At 70.4% G+C, this 21831-nt stretch carries 11 protein-coding genes, 1 tRNA gene and 11 pseudogenes; 21 read left to right on the top strand and 2 right to left on the bottom strand.

Annotation, left to right across the window (positions count from 1 at the left end; genetic code table 11):
• Positions 1-11 precede the first annotated feature (11 nt).
• The 19 genes and pseudogenes from rpe to L2X98_RS00510 all read left to right on the top strand — a co-directional run bounded on the left by rpe (position 12) and on the right by L2X98_RS00510 (position 17813).
• A complete protein-coding gene (gene rpe / locus L2X98_RS00430) occupies positions 12-680 on the top strand; it encodes a ribulose-phosphate 3-epimerase (RefSeq protein ID WP_259612000.1) in 669 nt (222 codons plus the stop codon).
• A 57-nt stretch (positions 681-737) separates the two neighbouring features.
• Positions 738-1001, top strand: coding sequence for a phosphoribosyl-ATP diphosphatase (locus L2X98_RS00435; RefSeq protein ID WP_259613397.1), 264 nt, complete (start codon positions 738-740; stop codon positions 999-1001).
• A 38-nt stretch (positions 1002-1039) separates the two neighbouring features.
• Positions 1040-1877, top strand: a pseudogene (gene hisG / locus L2X98_RS00440) (ATP phosphoribosyltransferase).
• Positions 1877-2661, top strand: a pseudogene (hisF, locus tag L2X98_RS00445) (imidazole glycerol phosphate synthase subunit HisF). Before hisG ends, hisF begins: the two co-directional pseudogenes overlap by 1 nt.
• Positions 2658-3017, top strand: coding sequence for a phosphoribosyl-AMP cyclohydrolase (hisI, locus tag L2X98_RS00450; protein ID WP_259612001.1), 360 nt, complete (start codon positions 2658-2660; stop codon positions 3015-3017). The pseudogene hisF and the gene hisI overlap by 4 nt, the downstream one beginning before the upstream one ends.
• Positions 3014-3613 carry a Trp biosynthesis-associated membrane protein gene (locus L2X98_RS00455; protein ID WP_259612002.1) on the top strand — a complete coding sequence of 200 codons (600 nt, stop codon included), beginning with the start codon at positions 3014-3016 and terminating at the stop codon, positions 3611-3613. The genes hisI and L2X98_RS00455 overlap by 4 nt, the downstream gene beginning before the upstream one ends.
• A 47-nt stretch (positions 3614-3660) precedes the next feature.
• Positions 3661-3891 (top strand): DUF6704 family protein, encoded by a 231-nt coding sequence (locus tag L2X98_RS00460; protein WP_259612003.1) that lies wholly within the window; start codon positions 3661-3663, stop codon positions 3889-3891.
• 2 nt (positions 3892-3893) lie between these two features.
• Positions 3894-4680: pseudogene (gene trpC, locus L2X98_RS00465) on the top strand (indole-3-glycerol phosphate synthase TrpC).
• Positions 4677-5935: pseudogene (gene trpB, locus L2X98_RS00470) on the top strand (tryptophan synthase subunit beta); the annotation flags it as partial. The pseudogenes trpC and trpB, both read left to right, overlap by 4 nt.
• Before the next feature lie 6 nt (positions 5936-5941).
• Positions 5942-6694 (top strand): tryptophan synthase subunit alpha, encoded by a 753-nt coding sequence (gene trpA / locus L2X98_RS00475; protein WP_435526291.1) that lies wholly within the window; start codon positions 5942-5944, stop codon positions 6692-6694.
• 10 nt (positions 6695-6704) lie between these two features.
• A complete protein-coding gene (lgt, locus tag L2X98_RS00480; RefSeq protein WP_259612004.1) occupies positions 6705-7673 on the top strand; it encodes a prolipoprotein diacylglyceryl transferase in 969 nt (322 codons plus the stop codon).
• A 73-nt stretch (positions 7674-7746) separates the two neighbouring features.
• Entirely contained in the window at positions 7747-8637 is an 891-nt protein-coding gene (locus tag L2X98_RS19560; RefSeq protein WP_354002858.1) for a hypothetical protein, read from the top strand.
• Between the two features lie 74 nt (positions 8638-8711).
• A pseudogene (locus L2X98_RS19565) lies at positions 8712-9950 on the top strand (glutamate synthase central domain-containing protein); the annotation flags it as partial.
• Positions 9951-10350: 400 nt separating this feature from the next.
• Positions 10351-12320: pseudogene (locus tag L2X98_RS19570) on the top strand (glutamate synthase-related protein).
• Positions 12313-13776, top strand: a pseudogene (locus L2X98_RS00490) (glutamate synthase subunit beta). Before L2X98_RS19570 ends, L2X98_RS00490 begins: the two co-directional pseudogenes overlap by 8 nt.
• Positions 13777-13911: 135 nt before the next feature.
• Positions 13912-14537: pseudogene (locus L2X98_RS00495) on the top strand (pyruvate kinase); the annotation flags it as partial.
• A gap of 118 nt (positions 14538-14655) precedes the next feature.
• The gene (locus tag L2X98_RS00500) at positions 14656-15339 is read left to right on the top strand and encodes a pyruvate kinase (protein WP_259612005.1); all 684 of its coding nucleotides are present in this window, start codon (positions 14656-14658) and stop codon (positions 15337-15339) included.
• Positions 15336-16496, top strand: coding sequence for a low temperature requirement protein A (locus tag L2X98_RS00505; protein ID WP_259612006.1), 1161 nt, complete (start codon positions 15336-15338; stop codon positions 16494-16496). Before L2X98_RS00500 ends, L2X98_RS00505 begins: the two co-directional genes overlap by 4 nt.
• A 441-nt stretch (positions 16497-16937) precedes the next feature.
• Positions 16938-17813, top strand: a complete 876-nt coding sequence (locus tag L2X98_RS00510) for a transposase (RefSeq protein WP_259612007.1) — start codon at positions 16938-16940, stop codon at positions 17811-17813.
• A 48-nt stretch (positions 17814-17861) separates the two neighbouring features.
• On the opposite strand, the gene L2X98_RS00515 is transcribed toward L2X98_RS00510, so the two are convergent.
• Positions 17862-17947: transfer RNA gene (locus L2X98_RS00515), tRNA-Leu, on the bottom strand.
• Between the two features lie 55 nt (positions 17948-18002).
• Between L2X98_RS00515 and L2X98_RS00520 the strand changes: the two are divergent.
• A pseudogene (locus L2X98_RS00520) lies at positions 18003-18620 on the top strand (ANTAR domain-containing response regulator); the annotation flags it as partial.
• 50 nt (positions 18621-18670) lie between these two features.
• Here the strand turns inward: L2X98_RS00520 and L2X98_RS00525 are convergent.
• Positions 18671-19133: pseudogene (locus tag L2X98_RS00525) on the bottom strand (hotdog fold thioesterase).
• Positions 19134-19182: 49 nt separating this feature from the next.
• Between L2X98_RS00525 and polA the strand changes: the two are divergent.
• A pseudogene (polA, locus tag L2X98_RS00530) lies at positions 19183-21816 on the top strand (DNA polymerase I).
• The last annotated feature ends 15 nt before the right edge of the window (positions 21817-21831 follow it).

The following is a 21831-nucleotide window of genomic DNA, read 5'->3' on the forward strand; positions in this document are numbered from 1 at the left end:
ATAATGGGAGGGTGCCCCACCAGCCGCGCATCAACCCCAGCATCCTGGCCGCCGACTTCGTGAACATGCAGGCAGACCTCGCCCGCATCGCCGGAGCCGACTTCGTGCACGTGGACGTGATGGACAACCACTTCGTGCCGAATCTGACGTTCGGCCCGCAGATGGTCCAGCGCATCCAGGACACCAGCCCCGTCCCGCTGGACGTGCACCTGATGATCGACGACCCGGACCGCTGGGCGCCCGCGTACGCCGAGCTGGGCGCGGCGTCGGTCACTTTCCACCTCGAGGCGGCGAACGAGCCCGTCGCCCTCGCTCGGCGGCTGCGGGCGATCGGGGCCCGCGCCGGCCTGGCGGTCAAGCCGATGACCCCGGTCGAGTCGCTGTTCGACATCCTCGACGATGTCGACCAGATCCTGGTGATGACCGTCGAGCCCGGGTTCGGCGGCCAGTCGTTCATGCCCGAGACGATGCCCAAGCTGCGCCGGCTGGCCGACGAGGCCCGCCGCCGCGACTCGTCGGTGTGGCTGCAGGTCGACGGCGGGATCTCGGCATCCACCATCGCCCAGGCGGCCGAGGCGGGCGCCGACACGTTCGTGGCCGGTTCCGCGGTGTTCGGCGCGGACGACCCGGAACAGGCCATAGCCGCCCTGCGGCGCACCGCCGCCGGGCACCGCCACTGAAGACCGGCGCCCCGTCACGCGGCCTGGGGGAGGGCCCGGGTTCGGTACCCTGGCATGGTGAAGACGTTCGACTCCCTGTTCGCGGAGCTCTCCGCGAAGGCGACTGACCGACCCGCCGGCTCCGGCACCGTCGCCGAGTTGGATGCCGGCATCCACGCGATCGGCAAGAAGGTGGTCGAAGAGGCCGCCGAGGTGTGGATGGCGGCCGAGTACGAGTCGACGGATGCCGCGGCCGAGGAGATCTCGCAGCTGCTCTATCACCTGCAGGTGATGATGATCGCCAAGGGGCTCACGCTTGCGGACGTGTACCGACATCTGTGATGTCCGCCACCGCCCGAACCCGCCCAGAAGGACTCCCCATGCTGCGAATCGCCGTGCCCAACAAGGGCTCGCTGGCCGAGACGGCCGCCGAGATGCTCGCCGAGGCCGGCTACACCGGCCGACGCGACCCCAAGGATCTGCACGTCATCGACCCCGAGAACGGGGTCGAATTCTTCTACCTGCGTCCCCGTGACATCGCCACCTACGTGGGCTCCGGTGCGCTGGACGTCGGGCTGACCGGCCGTGACCTGCTGCTGGACGCCCGGGCCCGGGCGCGCGAGATCGAGGCTCTCGGATTCGGCGACTCGACGTTCCGCTTCGCCGGCCCTCCCGGGCGCTTCCGGTCGGTCGCCGACCTGGACGGCGTGCGGGTGGCCACCGCCTACCCCGGCCTGGTCGACGCGTACCTCGACGAGCAGGGGGTGGCCGTCGATCTGGTGCCGCTGGACGGCGCCGTCGAGTCCGCGGTCGAGCTGGGCGTCGCGGATGCCGTGGCCGACGTGGTCTCCACCGGGACGACGCTGCGCCAGGCGGGCCTGGAGGTGTTCGGCCCGGTCATGCTGCAGTCCGAGGCGGTGCTCATCGCCGGTCCGCGCGACGCGGACGGCACCGACACGCTGCGCCGGCTTGCGCGGCGTCATGGTGGCCCGCCGCTACGTGCTCATCGACTACGACCTGCCCGCGGCCCTCGTCGACCAGGCCGTCGCCGTGGCCCCGGGCATCGAATCGCCCACCATCTCGCCGCTGCGCGACCCCGAGTGGGTCGCCGTGCGGGTGATGAGCCCGCGCAAGGGTGTCAACCAGGTCATGGATGCGCTGTACGCACTGGGCGCCCGGGCGATCCTGGTCACCGCCATCCACGCAGCGAGGCTGTGATGGGCCTGGCCTGCCGGGTGATCCCGTGCCTGGATGTCGCGGCCGGCCGCGTCGTGAAGGGCGTCAACTTCCAGAACCTGCGCGACATGGGCGACCCGGTCGAACTGGCGCGCCTGTATTTCGACCAGGGCGCGGACGAGCTGACGTTCCTGGACGTGACGGCGACGGTCGACGAGCGCGCCACCACCTACGACGTGGTGCGGCGCACCGCCGAAGAGGTGTTCATCCCGCTCACCGTGGGCGGGGAGTGCGCTCGGCCGAGGATGTCGCCCGGCTGCTGGGCGTGGGCGCCGACAAGACCGGGGTGAACTCCGCCGCGATCGCGCGGCCCGCCCTGATCGACGAGATCGCGGACCGGTTCGGGGCGCAGGTCCTCGTGCTCTCGCTGGACGTCAAGCGATCGGGTGCCGTCGAATCCGGCTTCGCGGTCACCACCCACGGCGGCCGGGTCGAGACATCCCTCGACGCACTCCGGTGGGCGGGTGAGGCGATCGAGCGGGGCGCCGGCGAGCTGCTGGTCAACTCGATCGACGCGGACGGCACCAAGACCGGGTTCGACCTCGAGCTGATCGCGCTGATGCGCGAGGTCTCGTCCGTGCCGGTGATCGCCTCGGGCGGTGCCGGCGCCGTCGAGCACTTCGCCCCCGCCGTGCACGCGGGCGCCGACGCCGTGCTGGCGGCATCCGTGTTCCATTCCGGGCAGCTGACCGTCGACGATGTGAAGACCGCTCTGGCCGCGGACGACATCCCGGTGCGCGCCGCCGGACGTGAGGAGTCGAGATGACCGAGACCGTCGAGGACCGCATCGCCCGCGTGCGGTTCACCGAGCAGGGACTGGTGGCCGCCATCATCCAGCAGTGGGACAGCGGCGAGGTCCTCATGCTGGGCTGGATGGATGCCGAGGCGCTGCGGCGCACGCTGACCGAGGGGCGCGTCACGTTCTGGTCGCGCTCGCGCCAGGAGTACTGGCGCAAGGGCGACACGTCCGGGCACATCCAGCTGGTGCGCGGTGCGCGCCTGGACTGCGACGGCGACGCCGTGCTGATCTCGGTGCAGCAGATCGGCGCCGCCTGCCACACCGGCGACCGCACATGCTTCGACGCCGACGACCTGGATCCCGTGATCGGCGGACGCCCGTGACCGCGAGAGCGCGCCTGCTCGTCGTCGTCGTCATCGTCCTGTGCGGTGCCCTCGGTGTGATCTCATCCACGCAGACGTGGCTGACCGTGGCGCTGTCCGGCGGGGCGGCCGCCGACCTGACCGTCTCGGGCGCGGCCGCGGTCCCGGTCCTGGCCCCGCTGAGCCTGGCCGTGCTGGCCCTGGGCATCGCGCTGTCGATCGCCGGCGTCGTCCTGCGGTACATCTTCGGCGCGCTGGCGGCGGTGATCGCCGTCGCACAGGGCTGGCTGGCGGCCCAGGTGGTCTTCACCCACCCCGTCTCGGCCGTGGCGCGCACCGTCACCGACGCCACCGGCATCACCGGCGAGCAGCCGGTCTCGGCGCTGGTCGCCTCGATCACCGCCAGCCCCTGGCCGGCGATCACGCTGGTCGTCTGGATCCTGCTGGCCGTCGCCGGCGTCTTCGTCCTGGTCACCGCGCGTCGCTGGCCGGTCTCGGGCCGAAAATACCGCACCGATGCCGCAAAGGCGCATGACGCCGGACCGCTGGACGCGGTGGACTCCTGGGACGAGCTGTCCCGGGGCGAGGATCCCACCGGCGGCGCGGACCCCCGCTAGACTTGCCCGAGGATGCGGGCAGCCGCATCTGCACACGAAGGAGCCCCATGAGCAACCCCATCGCCGACCCCGGCCACGGACACTCGCCGGCCGCCTGGACCGCCGTGATCATCATGCTGGTGGGGGCCGCCATCGGCACGACGGCGTTCTTCCTGGACGTCCCGTGGCTGGTCTGGAGCGCTGTGGTGCTGATGGTGATCGGCCTGATCGCCGGCTGGGTGGTGTCCAAGGCGGGCTACGGCATCAACGGTCCGAAGTACGCCCCCAAAGAGCATTGAGCATGCTCGCCGACCTGACGGCCGGCTCGGTCCAGGACGCCCGCTCGCGTGAAGTGGAGCGCCCGCTGGCGGTGCTCGAGGCCGCTGCGCTGGCACAGCGCCCGGCGGTCGACGCGCGCGCGGCGCTGGCGCCCGCCGACCGGGTGAAGATCATCGCCGAGGTCAAGCGGGCCAGTCCCTCGCGCGGCGACCTCGCCGCGATCCCCGACCCCGCGTTGCAGGCCCGCCGCTACCAGGAGGGCGGGGCCAGCGCGATCTCGGTGCTGACCGAGCAGCGCCGGTTCAAGGGCAGCCTGGCCGATCTGGAGGCCGTGCGCGCGGCGGTGTCGCTGCCTGTCGCTGCGCAAGGACTTCATCGCCACCGAGTACCAGGTGCTCGAGGCGCGCGCCGCCGGCGCCGACCTGGTGCTGCTGATCGTGGCCGCCCTCGCGCAGGATCGGCTGTCGCGCCTGCACACGCTGATCGGCGACCTCGGCATGACGGCGCTGGTCGAGACGCACTCGGCGGACGAGGTCGATCGGGCCGCCGACATCGGCGCGCAGGCGATCGGGATCAACGCCCGCGACCTGACGACCTTCCAGCTCGATCGCGACCTGTTCGGCCGGCTGGTGGAGCGCGTGCCCGCCGGCGCCGTGAAGATCGCCGAGTCGGCGGTCCAGCAGCCGGAGGATGTCGCGCGCTACCGCGCCGCCGGGGCCGACGTCGTGCTCGTCGGCGAGGCGCTGGTCACCGGCGACCCGGTGGCCACGCTGCGCGCATTCCTGGGGCACGGAGAGGAGCGGGCATGAGCAGCCTGCGCGAGATGCACGGACCGTTCTTCGGCGAGTTCGGCGGACGCTACATGCCGGAGTCGCTGATCGCGGCGATCGACGAGCTCACCGCCGAGTACGAGGCGGCGATGGCTGATCCTGGGTTCCTGGCCGAGCTCGGACGAGCCTGCTGACCACGTACGCGGGCCGGCCCAGCCCGCTGACCGAGGTGGGCCGCTTCGCCGAGCACGCCGGCGGCGGCCGCGTGTTCCTCAAGCGCGAGGACCTCAACCACACGGGCTCGCACAAGATCAACAACGTGATCGGCCAGGCGCTGCTGACCAAGCGGCTCGGCAAGACGCGGGTGATCGCCGAGACCGGTGCCGGCCAGCACGGCGTGGCCACCGCGACCGCGGCGGCCCTGTTCGGCTTCGACTGCACCATCTACATGGGCGAGGTCGACACCGAGCGGCAGGCGCTGAACGTCGCCCGGATGCGGCTGCTGGGAGCCGAGGTGATCGCGGTCACGACCGGGTCGCGCACGTTGAAAGACGCGATCAACGAGGCCTACCGCGACTGGGTCGCCAGCGTCGAGACCACCAACTACATCTTCGGCACGGCGGCTGGGCCCCACCCGTTCCCGGCCATGGTCCGGGACTTCCAGAAGATCATCGGCGAAGAGGCCCGCGCGCAGCTGCTGGAGCGGGTGGGCCGGCTTCCCGACGCGGTCGTGGCGTGCGTCGGCGGCGGGTCGAACGCGATCGGCATGTTCGACGCGTTCCTGGACGACGAGGGCGTGGCCCTGTACGGCGTGGAGGCGGCCGGCGACGGCGTCGACACCGACCGGCATGCGGCATCCATCGAACGCGGCGGCGTGGGGGTGCTGCACGGCGCGAAGACGTACGTGCTGCAGGACGAGGACGGACAGACCGTCGAGTCCCACTCGATCTCGGCCGGCCTGGACTACCCCGGGGTCGGGCCGGAGCACGCCTGGCTCGCCTCGATCGGCCGCGCCCGCTACATCCCCGCCACCGACGACGAGGCCATGCAGGCGCTGCGCCTGCTCAGCCGCACCGAGGGCATCATCCCCGCCATCGAATCCGCGCACGCCCTGGCCGGGGCGATCCGGATCGGCCGTGAACTCGGCCCCGACGCCGTGCTGGCGATCTCGCTCAGCGGCCGCGGCGACAAGGACATGGACACCGCCGCTCGCTACTTCGAGCTCTACGACGAAGGAGCAAGCCGGATGACCTCGCGTGTCGCCGCCGCCATCGACGCCGCCCAGGCGGCCGGACGCGGCGTGTTCGTCGGCTACCTGCCGGTCGGCTACCCCGACCTGCGCACGAGTATCGAGGCGGCGGTGACCCTCGCCGAGAACGGTGCCGACATCCTCGAGCTCGGCCCGCCGTACTCCGACCCGGTGATGGACGGGCCCGTGATCCAGGAGGCCGCGCAGGCCTCGCTGTCGGCCGGGTTCAAAGTGCGCGACCTGTTCCCGGCCATCCGTGAGATCACCGAGCGGACCGGCGTGCCGGTGCTGGTCATGACCTACTGGAACCTCGTGCTCCAGCACGGCGTCGACCGGTTCGCGGACGATCTGGCCGCCGCCGGCGGCGCCGGCCTGATCACGCCCGACATCACCCCGGACGCGGCGGCCGAATGGATCGCGGCCAGCGAGCGCACCGGACTGGACCGGGTCTTCCTCGCCGCGCCGACCTCGACGGACGAGCGCCTCGACCTGATCGTGCGCAACTCCACCGGCTTCATCTACACCGTCTCCACGATGGGCACCACGGGGGAGCGAGCGGAATTGGATGCCGCGGCCCGCACGCTCGTGGCGCGCCTGCGTGCCCACGGGGCCGGGCACTGCTGCGTCGGCATCGGCGTCTCCACGGCCGATCACGTCGCGGACGTGCTCGAGTACGCCGACGGCGCCATCGTGGGCACCGCCCTGGTCCGTGCGCTGCGCGACGGCGGCCTGGACGGCCTCGCGGCCACCGCGCGCGCCTTGGCCGGCGGCACCGCGCTCAGGGCCGGACGGACGAGCGCTTAGACTCGAGACCATGACGTTCGCCAGCATCCCGAGCCCCTCCGTCAGCTATTTCGACGTCGGGCCGCTGCGCATCCACTTCTACGCGCTGTGCATCATCGCGGGCATCATCGTGGCCACGCTGCTGACGAATCGCCGGCTCACCAAGCGGGGCGCGGAACCGTGGGTCGTCATCGACATCGCGCTGCTGGCCGTGCCGCTGGCGATCATCTGCGCGCGCATCTACCACGTGCTCACGCACTGGTCGTTCTACTTCGGCCCGGGTCAGAACCCCTGGAGCGCGCTGTTCATCTGGGAGGGCGGGATCGCCATCTACGGTGCCCTCATCGGCGGCGCCGTCGGGGCCTACCTCGGCTGCCGGTGGACCGGCATCCGCTTCTGGACCTTCGCCGACGCGCTGGCCCCGGGCCTGATCATCGCGCAGGCGATGGGCCGGCTGGGCAACTACTTCAACCACGAGCTGTTCGGGCTGCCCACCGACCTGCCCTGGGGCCTGCAGATCGAGGCCACGAACCCCGCGTTCCCGGCCGGTCTGCCGGCGGGCACGCTGTTCCACCCCACGTTCCTGTACGAGATGATCTGGAACCTGCTGGGTGCGGCCGTGCTGCTGTGGGCCGGTCAGCGGTTCCGGCTGCAGTGGGGGCGCCTGTTCGGCCTCTACCTGATCTGGTACAGCGCCGGTCGGATCGTGTGGGAGTCGATCCGGATCGATCCGAGCGATGTCTTCCTCGGTCTGCGCACGAACGTGTGGGCGGCGATCGTCGGCGTCGTGGTCGGTCTGGTGATCATGATCGTCCAGACGCGACGGCATCCGGGCTTCGAGCCTTCGCCGTATCGACCGGGACGGGAGTGGAAGGGCTCGGGGGCTGTACAATCGGGGAACACCCTCGACTTCGTCGATCTCAGCGCACCTGACGCCGACGAGGATTCCCCGGCCGGCGCCACGAACGCCGCGTCCGACCCCGCAGTCGCAGTGAAGTAGTCCTGCGCGCAGAATTCTCCTCTGTCTCTGGGCCGACGTCGTCCCATCCTGATCTCATGTGAGGACGACAAGTATGTCCGCGATCCCACGCGAGCACACCCCAGGGGGTGCTCTTCCGCCCCGGCAGGGAATGTACAACCCGGCATTCGAGAAGGATGCCTGCGGCCTGGCGATGGTCGCGACCCTGCGCGGCGAGCCGGGACACGACATCATCGAGCTCGCCTTGACGGCGCTGCGCAACCTCGAGCACCGCGGCGCCATCGGATCGGACGCCGGCACCGGCGACGGCGCCGGCATCCTCACCCAGATGCCGGATGCGTTCCTTCGCGCCGAGACCGACTTCGCCCTGCCGGCCGTCGGCGAGTACGCCGCCGGGATGGTCTTCCTGCCGCGCGACCGCGACGAGCGCGCCGCGCACAAGGCCGGCATCGAGCAGATCGCGCGCAGCGAGAACCTCGTCGTGCTCGGCTGGCGCGCGGTGCCCACCGACGACGCGCACCTGGGCAAGCTGGCGCTGGACGCCCGTCCCGCGTTCGAGCAGCTGTTCCTGTCCCGCCCCGCCATCGGCGGTGCACCGGCGATGTCCGGGCTCGACCTCGACCGACGCGTGTACCGCGTCCGCAAGCGCGCCCAGCATGAGCTGGGCGCGTATTTCGTCTCCCTGTCCTGCCGCACGCTCGGCTACAAGGGAATGGTCACCACCCTGCAGCTCGAGCCCTTCTACCCGGATCTGCAGGACGAGCGGTTCGCATCCGAGCTGGCCGTCGTGCACTCCCGCTACTCCACCAACACCTTCCCGTCCTGGCAGCTCGCCCAGCCGCTGCGGATGCTCGCGCACAACGGCGAGATCAACACCGTCGGCGGCAACCGCAACTGGATGCGGGCGCGCCAGTCGCAGGCTCGAGTCGGAGCTGCTCGGCGACATCGGCCCGCTGCTGCCGATCTGCACCGACGGCGCCAGTGACTCGGCATCCTTCGACGAGGTGCTCGAGCTGCTCGACGCTCACCGGCCGGAGCCTGCCGCACGCCATGCTCATGATGGTGCCCGAGGCGTACGAGGGGCGCACCGACCTGTCGCCGGACCTGCGCGCGTTCTACGAGTACCACGACCTGCAGATGGAGCCCTGGGACGGCCCCGCCGCGATGATCTTCACCGACGGCACGCTGGTGGGCGCCACACTCGACCGGAACGGACTGCGGCCCGGCCGGTGGACCCAGACCACCGACGGCCTGGTCGTGATCGGCAGCGAGACCGGCGTGCTCGAGTTCGAGCCCGAGCGCATCCAGCGCCGCGGGCGGCTCGAGCCGGGGCGCATGTTCCTGGTCGACACCGCGGCCGGTCGCATCGTCGAGGACGAGGAGATCAAGTCCGGGCTGGCGGGGCTCGACCCGTGGGGGCTGTGGCTGCGGCAGAAGCTCGCCCTGTCCGAGCTGCCCGAGCGCGAGCACATCGTGCACCCGATCGCCTCGATCACCCGCCGTCAGCGCACGTTCGGGTACACCGAGGAGGAGGTCCGCATCCTTCTCACCCCGATGGGCCAGCACGGTGCGGAGCCGATCGGCGCCATGGGCACCGACACGCCGCTGGCCGTCCTCAGCGACCGCCCGCGCCTGCTGTTCGACTACTTCACCCAGCAGTTCGCCCAGGTGACCAACCCGCCCCTGGACTCGATCCGAGAGACCGTGGTGACCAGCCTGCAGACCGGCATCGGACCGGAGCGGAACCTGCTGGCCTGGGGGCCGGACCACGCCCGGCAGATCACCATCGACTTCCCGGTGCTCGACAACGACGAGCTGGCCAAGATCCAGAACATCGAACGGTCCATGCCGGGACGCCGCGCGGTCACCATCCGCGGGCTGTACCACTTCGACGCCGGGCCCGGCACCATGCGCCGACGGCTCGCCGAGATGTGCGACGAGGTGGATGCCGCCATCGCCGCCGGTGCGGAGTTCATCATCCTGTCGGACCGCGACTCGAACAAGGACCTCGTCCCGATCCCGTCGCTGCTGATGGTCTCGGCCATCCACCATCACCTGATCCGCAACGAGAACCGGATGAAGGTGGGGCTCGTCGTAGAGGCGGGCGACGTGCGCGAGGTGCACCACGTGGCCACGCTGCTCGGCTATGGAGCATCCGCGGTGAACCCCTACCTGGCCATGGAGACGGTGGAGTACCTCGTCCGGTCCGGCGCCATCGCGGGACTCGAGGCCGAGAAGGCCGTCGCCAACGTGATCTACGCGCTGGGCAAGGGCGTGCTGAAGATCATGTCCAAGATGGGCATCTCCACGGTCTCGTCCTATGCCGGCGCACAGGTGTTCGAGGCCGTCGGGCTCAGCCACGAGGTCATCGACGGGTACTTCACCGGCACCGAGTCGAAGATCGGCGGCATCACGCTGGAGGACATCGAGGCCGAGAACCAGGTGCGGCACGACTACGCGTATCCCGAGGACGACGCCGCCCGGGCACACGAGCGCCTGTGGACCGGCGGCGAGTACCAGTGGCGTCGCAACGGCCCGCCGCACCTGTTCAACCCCGACACCGTGTTCCGCCTGCAGCACTCCACTCGCACCCGCCGCTACGACATCTTCCGCGAGTACACCCGCCTGGTGGACGATCAGGCGCACGAGCTGAAGACGCTGCGGGGATGTTCCGGCTGCGCGCGGGCAGCGCCCGCCGGTGTCGCTGGAAGAGGTCGAGCCGGTCTCGTCCATCGTCACGCGCTTCTCGACCGGCGCGATGAGCTACGGCTCGATCTCGCGCGAGGCGCACGAGACCCTCGCCATCGCGATGAACTCGATCGGCGGCAAGTCGAACACGGGCGAGGGCGGCGAGGATGTCGACCGGCTGCTGGATCCTCGGCGGCGCAGCGCCATCAAGCAGGTCGCCTCCGGGCGGTTCGGCGTGACCAGCCTGTATCTGACGCAGGCCGACGACATCCAGATCAAGCTCGCCCAGGGGGCCAAGCCGGGGAGGGCGGCCAGCTGCCGCCGGCGAAGGTCTACCCCTGGATCGCCCGCACCCGGCACGCCACAGCCGGCGTCGGCCTCATCTCGCCGCCGCCGCACCATGACATCTACTCGATCGAGGACCTCAAGCAGCTCATCTACGACCTCAAGCGGGCCAACCCGCGGGCGCGGGTGCACGTCAAGCTCGTGAGCCAGTCCGGGATCGGTGCGGTCGCCGCCGGCACCGCCAAGGCCCTGGCCGACGTCATCCTCGTCTCCGGTCACGACGGCGGCACCGGCGCGAGCCCGCTGAACTCCCTCAAGCACGCCGGCACGCCCTGGGAACTGGGCCTGGCCGAGACGCAGCAGACGCTCATGCTCAACGGCATGCGCGACCGGGTCGTCGTGCAGGCCGACGGGCAGCTGAAGACCGGGCGCGACGTCGTCATCGCGGCGCTCCTGGGCGCCGAGGAGTTCGGCTTCGCCACGGCCCCGCTGGTGGTCTCCGGGTGCGTCATGATGCGCGTCTGCCACCTGGACACGTGCCCGGTCGGCGTGGCCACCCAGAACCCGCTGCTGCGCGAACGGTTCAGCGGCAAGCCCGAGTTCGTCGTGAACTTCATGGAGTTCATCGCCGAGGAGGTGCGCGAGCACCTGGCGGCGCTGGGCTTCCGGTCGATCGAGGAGGTGATCGGCCACAGCGAGCTGCTCGACGTCGACGACGCCGTGCACCACTTCAAGACCGAGGGGCTGGACCTCAGTCCGATCCTGCACGGCCCCGCGTTCGCCGACGACGTGCCCCGACGTCACCTGCGCGACCAGCAGCACGACATCGGCGCCCACTTCGACGTGCAGTTGATCGAGCAGGCACGCGACGTGATCGCCCACGGCGGTCACATCCGCATCGCACGGCCGATCCGCAACACCGATCGCGCGGTGGGCACGATGCTCGGGCACGAGGTGACCAAGGCGCACCTGGAGAACGGGCTGCCGACGGATTCCATCGAGGTCGACCTGACCGGCTCGGCCGGGCAGTCGCTCGGCGCCTTCCTTCCCGCCGGGATCAGCCTGCGTCTGGAGGGCGATGCCAACGACTACGTGGGCAAGGGCCTGTCCGGTGGGCAGATCGTGGTCCGGCCGCCGCGCGCGGCCATCTTCGACGCCGCGCAGAACGTGATCGCCGGCAACGTGATCGGCTACGGCGCGACCAGCGGCAGCATGTTCCTGCGGGGCGTGGTCGGCGAGCGGTTCCTGGTGCGCAATTCGGGCGCGACCGCCGTCGTCGAGGGCGTCGGCGACCACGCGCTGGAGTACATGACCGGGGGCCTGGCCGTGATCCTGGGCCGGACCGGGCGCAATCTCGGCGCCGGCATGTCCGGCGGCGCCGCCTACGTCCACCGGTTGAGCGCGGACGATGTGAACCGCGAGGCGCTGGCGACCGGGGAGCTCTCGCTGTCCGAGCTGGGATCGGCGGATGCCGAGATGCTGCGCGATCTGCTCGAACGTCATCGCGCCGAGACCGGGTCGACCCTCGCCGCCGCGTTCCTGGACGACTTCGAGGACGTGGTCGGCGAGTTCGTCAAGGTGCTGCCGCGCGACTTCGCCGCGGTGCTGCAGACGCGCCGCGACGCGATGGAAGAGGGGCTCGACCCCGACGGCGACGTCGTCTGGGGACGCATTCTGGAGGTGACCCATGGCTGACCCGAAGGGATTCCTGAAGATCACCGAGCGCGAGCTGCCGCCCCGGCGCCCGGTGCCGGTGCGCATCATGGACTGGAAGGAGGTCTACCAGCCCACCGATCTGCCGATGGTGCAGCGCCAGGCCACCCGCTGCATGGACTGCGGCGTCCCGTTCTGCCACCAGGGCTGCCCGCTGGGAAACCTCATTCCCGAGTGGAACGACCTGACCCGCCGGGACGAGATGCATGCCGCCAGCGAACGGCTTGCACGCGACCAACAACTTCCCCGAGCTGACCGGGCGCCTCTGCCCGGCCCCGTGCGAGAGCGCGTGCGTCCTGGGCATCAACCAGCCCGCGGTCACGATCAAGCGGATCGAGCAGACGATCGCCGACGAGGCGTTCGCCAACGGCTGGATCGAGCCCGAGCTTCCCGGGCGGATCAGCGGCAAGACCGTGGCGGTCGTCGGATCGGGGCCGGCCGGCCTCGCCGCCGCTCAGCAGCTCACGCGCGCCGGGCACACCGTGGCCGTCTTCGAGCGGGATGACCGTATTGGCGGACTGCTGCGCTACGGCATCCCGGACTTCAAGCTCGAGAAGGAGGTGCTGGATGCCCGCCTGCGGCAGATGACCGCGGAGGGCACCAAGTTCCGTCCGGGCGTGGCGATCGGCCGGGACATCTCCTGGACCGAGCTCGGGCGCGGTACGACGCCGTCGTCATCGCGACCGGATCGACCGTGCCGCGCGAGCTGCCCCTTCCCGGGCGGGATGCCGACGGCATCCACTTCGCGATGGACTACCTCGTGCAGGCCAACCGGGTGGTCGCCGGTGACCAGGTCGCCGACCAGATCACGGCAGCAGGCAAGCACGTGATCGTGATCGGCGGCGGCGACACCGGCTCGGACTGCATCGGCACCGCCCACCGCCAGGGGGCGCGGTCGGTGACCAACCTCGCCATCGGACGGCAGCCCTCCTCCGACCGGCCCGAGCATCAGCCCTGGCCGATGTTCCCGACGGTGTTCGAGGTGCAGTCCTCCCACGAGGAGGGCGGCGAGCGCGCCTATCTCGCCTCGACCGTCGAGTTCCTCACCGACGAGTCGGGTGCGGTGCGCGCCCTGCGCGTGGCCGAGACCGAATACGTCGACGGCTCGCGCGTCCCGCGCGCGGGCACGGAGCGGGAGATTCCCGCCGACCTCGTCCTCATCTCGATGGGCTTCACCGGCCCCGAGCCCGGTGCCGCCGAAGAGCTCGAGCTGCCGCTGACCGGACGAGGCGCCCTGGACCGTGCCCAGGACTACCAGACGGCGCAGGAGGGCGTGTTCGTGGCCGGCGACGCCGGTCGCGGGCAGTCCCTGATCGTGTGGGCGATCGCCGAAGGGCGAGCCGCCGCCGCGGAGGTCGATCGCTACCTGGCCGGCGAGTCCGCGCTGCCCGTTCCCATCGGGCCCGACGAAGTCGCAATCGGTGTGCGCCCCGCGTAGGCTGGCAGGCGGCGCCATTCTTTGCCAAACCCCTTAACAAAACCCAAGCCCAACAAAACGAAACGCGGAGTACAACCCGGTATGAGACGCGCGAAGATCGTCGCTACCCTCGGCCCCGCCACGTCGTCGTATGAGATGGTCCGCGCGATCATCGACGCCGGTGTGGATGTGGCCCGCTTCAACCTCAGCCACGGCGACTACTCCGTGCACGAGAACAATTTCGCCAATGTGCGCAAGGCCGCCGAGGACGCGAAGCGCGCCGTCGCCGCGCTGGTCGACCTGCAGGGCCCGAAGATCCGGCTCGGCCGATTCGCCGACGGTCCGCACGACCTGGCCGAAGGCGATGTCTTCAAGATCACGACCGAAGACATCGTGGGGACGAAGGACATCGTCTCGACGACCTTCAAGGGCTGCCCGAGGACGCCAAGCCCGGCGACTTCCTGCTCATCGACGACGGCAAGGTCCGGGTGCAGGTCGAGTCCGTGGACGGACCGGTCGTGACCACGCGCGTCATCGTGGGCGGGCCGGTCTCGAACAACAAGGGCATCAATCTGCCCGGTGTCGCCGTGAACGTGCCGGCGCTGAGCGAGAAGGATGAGGCGGATCTGCGCTGGGGCTTGCGCACTGGAGCCGACATCATCGCACTGTCGTTCGTGCGGGATGCCGCCGACGTCACCCGCGTGCACGAGATCATGGCGGAGGAGGGCCGGCGGGTCCCCGTCATCGCGAAGATCGAGAAGCCGCAGGCGGTGGACCATCTCGAGGCCATCATCGACGCCTTCGACGGCATCATGGTCGCCCGCGGCGACCTCGGCGTCGAGCTTGCCGCTGGAGGCCGTGCCGATCGTGCAGAAGCGCGCGGTCGAGCTGTGCCGGCGGATGGCCAAGCCCGTGATCGTGGCCACCCAGATGCTCGAGACGATGATCAGCAACCCGGTGCCGACCCGCGCCGAGACCAGCGACGTCGCCAACGCCGTGCTCGACGGCGCCGACGCGGTGATGCTCTCCGGTGAGACGAGCGTGGGAGAGTACCCCGTCGTCGTCGTGCAGACGATGGCCCGGATCATCGAATCGACCGAGGAGCACGGCCTGGAGCGCATCCTGCCGCTCGGCACGAAGCCGCGCACCCAGGGTGGGGCGATCACCGCCGCCGCCCTCGAGGTCGCCGAGTTCATCGACGCGAAGTACGTGTGCATCTTCACCGAGTCCGGCGACACGGCGCGGCGCATGTCGCGGCTGCGCCCGAAGATGCCGATGATCGCCTTCACACCCGACCCGGCCATCCGCCGTCGGATGGCGCTGACCTGGGGCATCCACTCGACGCTCGTGGAGCACGTGCCGCACACCGACCGGATGTTCATCCAGGTCGATGACTACCTGCTCGGCAGGAACCTGGCCGAGGTCGGCGACAAGGTCGTGGTGATCTCCGGATCCCCTCCGGGATCATCGGCTCGACCAACGACATCCGCATCCACAAGGTCGGCGACGCCCGCGACGGCGCCGCACCGATCTACCGCGACGAGAAGTAGTCCCACGGGCGCCGGCGTGGAAGATGCCGGATGAGCACGCCGGCGGCCGTGGGCAGGCGCGTGCACTGGGTCGAGCTGCTGTTCGACCTGGTCCTGGTGACGGCCGTCGGCCAGATCGCCCGCGGGCTGCACGGCGCACCCGGTCCGGCGCAGTTCGCCGCGGCGGCCGCGCTGCTGGCCGCGGTCTGGTGGGCGTGGATCAATGCCAGTCTCACGATGAACCTCTTCGGCGCGCGGGTCACGCCGCTGATCTGGGTCTGCGTGGGCCTCGCGATGGCGGCCGTCGGGCTGATGGCGGCGGCCGCCCCGGACGCGTTCGGCGCCCGTGCGGCGGGGTTCGCGATCGGCAATGCGGCCATCCGCCTGGTGTGGATGGTGCCCTGGCTGCTCGGGCGGCGCAAAGTGCGGGTGCCGTGGTGGCGGCCGGTGGTCTACTGCGCGCTGCCGGCGGCGATCTGGCTCGCATCGATCCCGCTTCCGGCCCCGGTGCGCACCGGGCTGTGGCTGCTGGCGATCGCGGTGGAGATCGCCCTGCTGGCGCGCATCGGCGCCCGGGGTGGAACGATGGTGGACCAGCTCGACCTGGACCACATCATCGAGCGGGTGACCCTCGTCGTGGTGATCGCGTTCGGCGAGGTGCTGCTGTCGGTGATCGTCACGCTCGGCGCGCACTGGGCACCGCGCCCGCTCGTGGCCGCTGGGCTGGGATTCGCGGCCACCGTCGTGCTGGCCTGGACATTCTTCGCGCACGTCCCCGAGTCCGTCGAGCGCGGCCTGCACCGGCTGGCGCAGCAGGGGCGGATCGGCCGGCTGCGGGATGCGGTGATGTACCTGCCGTTCCTGCTGATCGCGGGGCTCGTGATGCTCTCTGCCGGAATCGGCACCGCGATCGCGGACAGCGCCGCAGTCCTCCCGCTCGGTGCGGTGATCTGTCTCGCGGCGGGTGTCAGTCTGCTGGCGCTGGCCAGCGCCGCGGAGTCCCTCCGCTACGGTGCGCCGTGGCGGGATGTCGCGCCCTGGGCGCCGCTGGGCATGGTCCTGCCCTGGGTGATGGTCGCCGTCGGCAGCTTCTGGACCGCCGTCCCCGTGCTGGTCACGCTGCTGGTGGTGGTCGTCGCCTATGCCGTGCTGGTCGCGGTGAACGCCCGGCTCGTCCGGGTGCGGCGCGCCGAACCGCGAGCACGCCGCTGATCGTCGGCCGATGCCGAGGTGAGACGTCCCTCATCCGTCCCGGAAGCGGCGCTGAACGGGTACTCTTGTAGAGGTCGACACCCGCAGCACACCGAGTCCCCAGCTCGGGTTGCGCCGTTCCCCAGACGTGCCGTGCTGCGTGGTTCTACCCGGTGGGTGTCGCGAGCCGTTGCTTTCCGGGCCTCTGCTCGCGGCACCCACTCCATGACAAGGGTCCGACTGATGGACATCCCCGGTCTCGCTCCCCAGAAGCCGGACCGGTCTCGGATGCCATCGTCCTCCCGCCCCCAGAGCGTTCGAACAGGACTCACCATAGCGGGTCGTTGTCCCCCTTTTGGGGACAACCACCGAGTCTTCAGCAAACGCTCAGCTTTCCGGGTCACCCGGGCGTCCGGCGTAGGCTCCGACGCATGCATGGATGCGTCGCGATGGGCGGTTCGGATGTCTGAGTCGTCACTGGAGGAGGTCGCGGCCGAGCTGTACGCAGGGCCGCTCGACGCCTTCGTCGCGCAGCGGAACGCGCGCGCGAAGCAGGCGGGGGAGCGGGATGTCGGGGAGCAGATCCGTGCGCTGCGGAAGCCGTCGGTCGCCGCATGGGTGGTGAACGTGTTCGCCCGCGAACGCCGCGACGAACTCGGCCAGGCGCTGCGGCTTGCGGACGAGCTTCGGGAGGCGCAGGCAGAGCTGGACGCGCCCGCTCTGGCGACGCTCGGTCGCCAGCGTCGTGCCCTCACTGCGCGGCTCGCTCAGGAAGCGGCCCAGCTGGCGACCGCACGCGGCGAACGTGTCACCGCATCCACGATCGAGGCGGTGCAGCAGACGATCGCCGCCGCGTTCTTCAACGCCGAGGCCGCGATCGCCGTCGCCTCCGGGCGATTGATCCGTGAGCTCGAGCCGTCCGCCGATGGCCCTGCAGACATCGAAGACGCCGTGGGCGGCGGACTGGGCGCGCCCTCGCCAGCCACAGCTCCACCACCTGTCGACGAGGTGAAGGCGCGACGCGAGCGTCGGGCAGCGGAACGTGCCGTGCACGACGCGGAGCAGCATGTCATCCGAGCACAGCGCGAGCTCGACAAGGCCGAGCGCGAGCTCAGCACGGCGACACGACGCCGCGAACAGCTCGGCGAGCGGGAGAGGAAGCTGAAGGCAGACCTCGTGGACGTGCAGGCCCGCCTGCAGAGCGCACGGGAGGATGTCGTGGATGCCGACGAGCAGCATGCCGCGGCGGAGCTGGCAGCCGAGAAGGCGAGTCGCGCGCTCGAAACCGCCCGCGGCGCGCTCGCGAGGCTCGAGGGAAGCAGTGGGGAGACCCAGTGAGCCCGGTGGACGCTTCGCGCCACGTCCGCCGACTCGGGAGAAGAAATCTGGTGCCGGTGGTGGGACTCGAACCCACACGCCCTTGCGGGCAACCGATTTTGAGTCGGTCGCGTCTGCCATTCCGCCACACCGGCGCACGTGGATGTGCGGCTCGCACGCCGAACACTGACGATACCGTAGGATCTTAGGGTGACTGAGCAGGAACAGAACCCCGGGTCGACATCCGCATCCGCACCCCGTCGGGTCGTGGTCGCCGAGGACGAATCGCTGATCCGGCTGGACATCGTCGAGATCCTGCGCGACAACGGCTTCGACGTGGTCGGCGAGGCCGGCGACGGTGAGACCGCCGTCCAGCTGGCGACCGAACTGCGTCCGGACCTCGTGATCATGGACGTGAAGATGCCCCAGCTGGATGGCATCTCCGCGGCCGAGAAGCTCAGCAAGGACAACATCGCCCCGGTGGTGCTGCTGACCGCGTTCAGCCAGAAGGAGCTCGTCGAGCGCGCCAGCGAGGCCGGCGCACTGGCCTACGTCGTCAAGCCGTTCACCCCGAACGACCTGCTGCCTGCGATCGAGATCGCGCTGGCGCGGCATGAGCAGATCATCACGCTCGAAGCCGAGGTCGCCGACATGGTCGAGCGGTTCGAGACACGCAAGCTCGTCGACCGCGCGAAGGGCCTGCTGAACGAGAAGATGGGCCTGACCGAGCCCGAGGCGTTCCGCTGGATCCAGAAGGCGTCGATGGATCGGCGCCTCACCATGCAGGATGTCGCGAAGGCGATCATCGAGCAGCTCGCCCCAAGAAGGCCTGAGCGCGGCCGGCTCGCGTCGACGACCGAGCCGGAGAGGCGGATGCCTCAGCCCCGCGGGGCGTCCTTGATGTGGTTCGTGATGCGCACGGTCGAGCAGCGTCGTCCCTGATCGTCGCTGACCACGATCTCGTGGACGGTGAGGCTTGCGCCCCAGGTGCACGGGCGTGCAGACGCCGGTGACCAGACCCGAGGTCGCCGAACGGGTGTGCGTGGCGTTCACGTCCACGCCGACGGCCAGCCGTCCCGGCCCGGCATGCCAGTTCGCATGCATCGACCCGAGCGACTCCGCCAGCACCACGTATGCGCCCCCGTGGAACAGTCCCACGGGCTGCGTGTTGCCCGCCACCGGCATCGAGGCGACGCACCGTTCGTCTGTGAACTCGATCCAGGTGAAGCCCATCTTGTCGGCGAGCGCGCCGTTGCCGCGCAGCCGCGCCCACTCCAGCGGATCGGCAGGTCGCGCATCCCAGGCCAGGGCGTGTGCGGCGGTGGACGAGTCGGCGGGCATGGGGCTCCTTCCGCGACGTGGTGTCCGCGCCGCTGGATAGGCTGACAGGGTGACGGACACCGAAAAGCCTACCCTCCTGGTCGTCGACGGCCACTCGCTGGCCTACCGGGCTTTCTATGCGCTCCCGGTGGAGAACTTCTCCACCAAGGACGGGCAGCACACCAACGGCATCTACGGGTTCCTGTCCATGCTGGTGAACCTGATCAAGGCCGAGAACCCGACGCACATGGCAGTGGCGTTCGACACCTCGCGGGTGTCGTTCCGCACCCGCGAATACCCGGAGTACAAGGCGAATCGCTCGGAGAGCCCCGCCGAATTCCGCGGGCAGATCCCGCTGCTGCAGGAGTGCCTGGCGGCCATGAGCATCCCGGTGCTGTCCCAAGAGGACATCGAGGCCGACGACATCCTCGCCACCCTCGCCCGGCAGGGCGTCGAGTCCGGCTTCGACGTCCTGGTGTGCTCCGGCGACCGCGACAGCATCCAATTGGTCACCGATCGGGTGACGCTCCTGTATCCGAGCGTGCAGGGCGTGTCGCAGCTGAAGCGCTACGACCCGGCCGCGGTGCGGGAGCGGTACGGCGTGGAGCCCGCGCAGTACCCCGACATCGCCGCGCTGGTCGGCGAGACCAGCGACAACCTGCCCGGGGTGCCCAAGGTGGGGAGAAGACCGCGGTCAAGTGGCTGAACCAGTTCGGCTCGCTGGAGGGCATCCTCGACAACGCCGACCAGATCAAGGGCGTGGTGGGCGGCAACCTGCGCGAGCACATCGAGGACGTGCGACGCAACCGCACGCTGAACCGGCTTCTGCAGGACGTCGCGCTGCCGCTCGGGCCGGCCGATCTCGAGCGCAAGCCGATCGATGCGCAGGCCGTCCGCGACATCTTCTCCCGCCTGGAATTCCGCACGCTGCTGCCGCGGGTGTTCGAGGCCACCGGCACCGTCGAGGCCGCCGAGGATGCCGCACCCGCCGCGACCGCTCCGACCGCCGCCCAGCTGTCGGCCGACGAACTCGCCTCGTGGCTGAGCGGCGCGGCCGGCGAGGTCGGGGTGACCGTCACGATCGAGGGCGGGCTGCCGCATCGGGTCGGGTTCGCGACCGCGGATGCCGCAAGCCGAGGCCACCTGGTCGCCCGAGGTCGGCGCGGCGATCGGGGAGTGGCTCGCCTCGGATGCCGCGAAGGTCTTCGCCGACGCCAAGCCGCAGCTGAAGGCGCTGCGCCGGGCGGGGATGACGGTCGCGGGAATCGGCTACGACGTCCTGATCGCCGGGTGGCTGGCGCGGCCGAGCTTCCCGGACAAGTCGCTCGGCAACCTGGTGGAGCGCTACCTCGACGAGAAGATGCCCGAGGCCGACCCCACGCAGCTCGTTCCCGAGACCGAGGGTGCGACGCCGGGCCAGTTCAGCTGGTACGCGGTGCGCGTCGCCGAGGCGCAGCGCGCACAGCTGCCGGACGAGGTCGCCGCCGTGCTCGGCGACATCGAGCTGCCCACCCTGATCGCCTTGGCCGACATGGAGCTGGCGGGAGTGGCGGTCTCGCACGAGAAGCTCAGCGGATTCTCCGGCGAGCTCGCGATCCGGGCAGACGGCATCGCCCAGGACGCCTTCGCCGCGATCGGGCGCGAGGTCAACCTCGGCTCGCCCAAGCAGCTGCAGGAGGTCCTGTTCGAGGAACTCGGGCTGCCGAAGACGCGCAAGACGAAGACGGGCTACTCGACGGATGCCGGGGCCCTGGCGGCGCTGCAGGAATCGAGTCCGCACCCGTTCCTGGACCTGCTGCTGCAGCACCGCGAGGCGACCAAGCTCCGCCAGATCATCGAGTCGCTGGATGTGGCGATCGCCGCGGACGGCCGCGTGCACACCACCTACCTGCAGACGGGCAGCCAGACCGGACGGCTCTCGAGCACCGACCCGAACCTGCAGAACATCCCGGTGCGCACCGAGGAGAGCCGGCGCATCCGCGCCGCGTTCGAGGTCGGTGCCGACTACGAGACGCTGCTGACCGCGGACTACTCGCAGATCGAGATGCGGATCATGGCGCACCTGTCCGAGGACCCGGGGCTGATCGAGGCCTTCCGCTCGGGCGAGGACCTGCACCGCTTCGTCGGTGCCCGGGTGTTCGGCGTCGAGCCGGCAGACGTCACCCCGGCGATGCGCACGAAGGTCAAGGCGATGTCGTACGGCCTGGTCTACGGGCTCAGCGCGTTCGGTCTGTCCAAGCAGCTGCGCATCGAGCAGTCCGAGGCGAAGCAGCTGATGACCGAGTACTTCGCCCGCTTCGGCGCGGTGAGGGACTACCTGCGCGCCTCGGTCGAGAAGGCGCGCGTGGACGGGTATACCGCCACGATCTTCGGGCGCCGGCGTCCGTTCCCGGATCTCACCAGCCCCAACCGGGTGCTGCGCGAGAACGCCGAGCGCGCCGCGCTGAACGCCCCGATCCAGGGCAACGCCGCCGACATCATGAAGATCGCGCTGTTCCGCATCCACGGTGAGCTGCGCACGCAGGGGCTGGCCTCCCGCATCCTGCTGCAGATCCACGACGAACTGGTGGTCGAGGTGGCGCCGGGGGAGTGGGATGCCGCGGAGAGCATCGTCCGCGGCAGGATGGGGGATGCCGCAGACCTCTCCGTCCCGCTGGACGTGCAGATCGGTCGCGGCGCGAACTGGGACGAGGCCGCGCACTGACGGATTGCCCGGCAC

This window comes from Microbacterium elymi, from assembly GCF_021582895.2.
GTDB lineage: Bacteria > Actinomycetota > Actinomycetes > Actinomycetales > Microbacteriaceae > Microbacterium > Microbacterium humicola.

Excerpts from the sequence above, each read along its gene's own strand:
- hisI (WP_259612001.1), top strand. The coding sequence starts at position 2,658 with ATGACCGAGACCGTCGAGGACCGCATCGCCCGCGTGCGGTTCACCGAG.
- L2X98_RS00510 (WP_259612007.1), top strand. The coding sequence starts at position 16,938 with ATGTCTGAGTCGTCACTGGAGGAGGTCGCGGCCGAGCTGTACGCAGGG.
- L2X98_RS19560 (WP_354002858.1), top strand. The coding sequence starts at position 7,747 with ATGTCCGCGATCCCACGCGAGCACACCCCAGGGGGTGCTCTTCCGCCC.
- L2X98_RS00505 (WP_259612006.1), top strand. The coding sequence starts at position 15,336 with ATGAGCACGCCGGCGGCCGTGGGCAGGCGCGTGCACTGGGTCGAGCTG.
- L2X98_RS00500 (WP_259612005.1), top strand. The coding sequence starts at position 14,656 with ATGGCCAAGCCCGTGATCGTGGCCACCCAGATGCTCGAGACGATGATC.
- lgt (WP_259612004.1), top strand. The coding sequence starts at position 6,705 with ATGACGTTCGCCAGCATCCCGAGCCCCTCCGTCAGCTATTTCGACGTC.
- L2X98_RS00460 (WP_259612003.1), top strand. The coding sequence starts at position 3,661 with ATGAGCAACCCCATCGCCGACCCCGGCCACGGACACTCGCCGGCCGCC.